Below are 2,049 nucleotides of genomic sequence, written 5' to 3'. Positions count from 1 at the left end.
CGCGCTCGCGGCGCTGGACGCCGGCGCCGAGCCGTTCGCAGTCGCCGACGGCGGTGACCTGACGGACGGCTGACGGGGGAGCCGGTCCGCCTTTGTGTGTCGACGCCACAGGTGCGGCCATGAGAGAGGTCGTCGTCGCGTTCGTCGTCGTGCTTCTCGTGACGCCCGGAGTCGGCGCCGCGGTGGCGGCACCCACCGGAACGGACGCCTCGCCGCCGACAGCCGACGCCGCGCGCGACGCCGCGGGCGACGTCGCGGCCGCCCAGACGTACACCATCCGGAAGCACATCGACCTCCACCGGACGCCCGCGGAGCCGGGCGAGATCGACGTCGTCGCCACCTACGACGTGCCCGATCCCGTGACGAGCCTCAGCGTCTCCCTCCCCTCGAACGCCGAGGCCGTCGAGTCCAGTTCGTTCGCGCGGACGCCGGACGGCTACGAGTGGGACGGCACCACCGACCCCGCGACCGTGCGGTTCACGCTCCCCGCGAACCAGACCGCGTCCGGCGCGCGCAGTCCGGCCGTGCAGGCCGGCGGCGACTACTCGTTCGTCGACGTCGGCGAGTGGGCGCTCGTCACCGTCCCCCAGCTCTCCACCGGGTGGAGCTACCGCGCGCCCAAGGGAACCGACGTCACCATCTCGGAGGACGTGACCGTCGACGGCGAGGGGTCGACGGGCGGCGAGATCGCGTACCTCGGCCCCGTCGAAGAGCACACGCGCACCGCGAACGGCCAGCAGTTCACGCTCGCCGTCCCCGAGCACGCGTCGATGGCGGAGTCATCCGAGGAGGTGCTGGACGCGCTCGGCGAGGCGTCGAAGCGCCTCCACGTCGGGTCGCGGGACAACCGCGTCTGGTTCGTCGCAGCGCCGACGACCGTCGACTGGGGCGTGCTCGGCGTCGAGTACGGCGGCAACGACGCGTGGGTCCGCGCGGACGCTCACCTCGACAGACCGCGGAACGTCTGGTTCCACGAGTACGTCCACACCAGACAGGCGTTCCGAACTGCCGACAGCGGCCGGTGGACGATGGAAGCCGGCGCCGAGTACTACGCCTCCCTGCTGTCCCTGCGCACCGACTACGTGAGCTTCGGCGCGTTCGAGACCCACCTCGCGCTCGGCGAGCGTGAACCGTGGCGCGACGCCGTCCTCTCGCAGCCGTCGACGTGGCCCTCCGGCGCGAACTACGTGAAGGGCAGCCTCGTCTGGGGCGAACTCGACCGGCGCGTGCGCCTCGCGACCGACAGCACCGCGACGATGGAAGACGTGCTCTACCGGCTGAACCAGCACGAGGACCGCGTGACGAACGCGGACGTGCTCGCCGCGGTCCTCGAGGCCTCGACGCCGGCCGTCGAAGAGCGCGCGAACCAGTACACGAACACCCGGCAGACCCCCGAGATGTGGACGCGCAGCCAGCACGCCGCCGCGTTCGGCACCCAGCCCGCGCGCATGAACTTCGACGTCCGCGAGTACCGCGTCACCGGGCCGTTCCGCAACGAGACGTTCGCAGAGCCGCCGACCGTCTACGTCGGCGAGACCGTCACCGTCGTCGGCTCGGTGACCAACGACGGCGGTCAGACCGGCGAGTACGTCGCCGCCGTCGAGTTCGCGGGCGACGTGCTCGCCGAGACCCGCGGCGAGCTCCCGCCCGGCGAGACCGCCGACGTCACGCTCCGCGAGAACGTCGGCGCCGCCGGCACGTACAACGTCACCGGCGCCCGGACCGACGTCGCACTCGACGTCCGCGAACCCGGGAACGTCTCCGTGACCGACCTCTCCGTCGACGACAATCGCGTCGAACCCGGCGAGAACGTGACCGCGACCGTGACGCTGTCCAACCCCGGCGACGTTCCCGCGGACGGCCCCGTGGCCGTGACCCTCGACGGCGAGCGCGTCGGCACCGTCGACGCCGCACTCGCCCCCGGCGAGACCGCGACGCGCACGCTGACCGTGACGCTCCCCGAAGCCGGCCGCTACACGCTCGCCGCCGGCGACGCCTCCGTCACGGTGACCGCCGGCGGTATCGGCACCGGCATCCCCGGCTTCGGCA

1 protein-coding gene is annotated in these 2,049 nt (G+C 72.7%); it reads left to right on the top strand.

What is annotated here, in order from left to right; genetic code table 11:
• Positions 1–119: 119 nt before the first annotated feature.
• The coding region (locus GJ634_RS14990; protein ID WP_157503633.1) for a CARDB domain-containing protein at positions 120–2,049 on the top strand (1,930 nt) is incomplete at its 3' end.

The organism is Halobacterium sp. CBA1126 (genome assembly GCF_009741975.1).
GTDB lineage: Archaea > Halobacteriota > Halobacteria > Halobacteriales > Halobacteriaceae > Halobacterium.
Note: the sequence above shows the minus strand (reverse complement) of the source record. Positions and strands in the feature narration are given on the sequence as shown.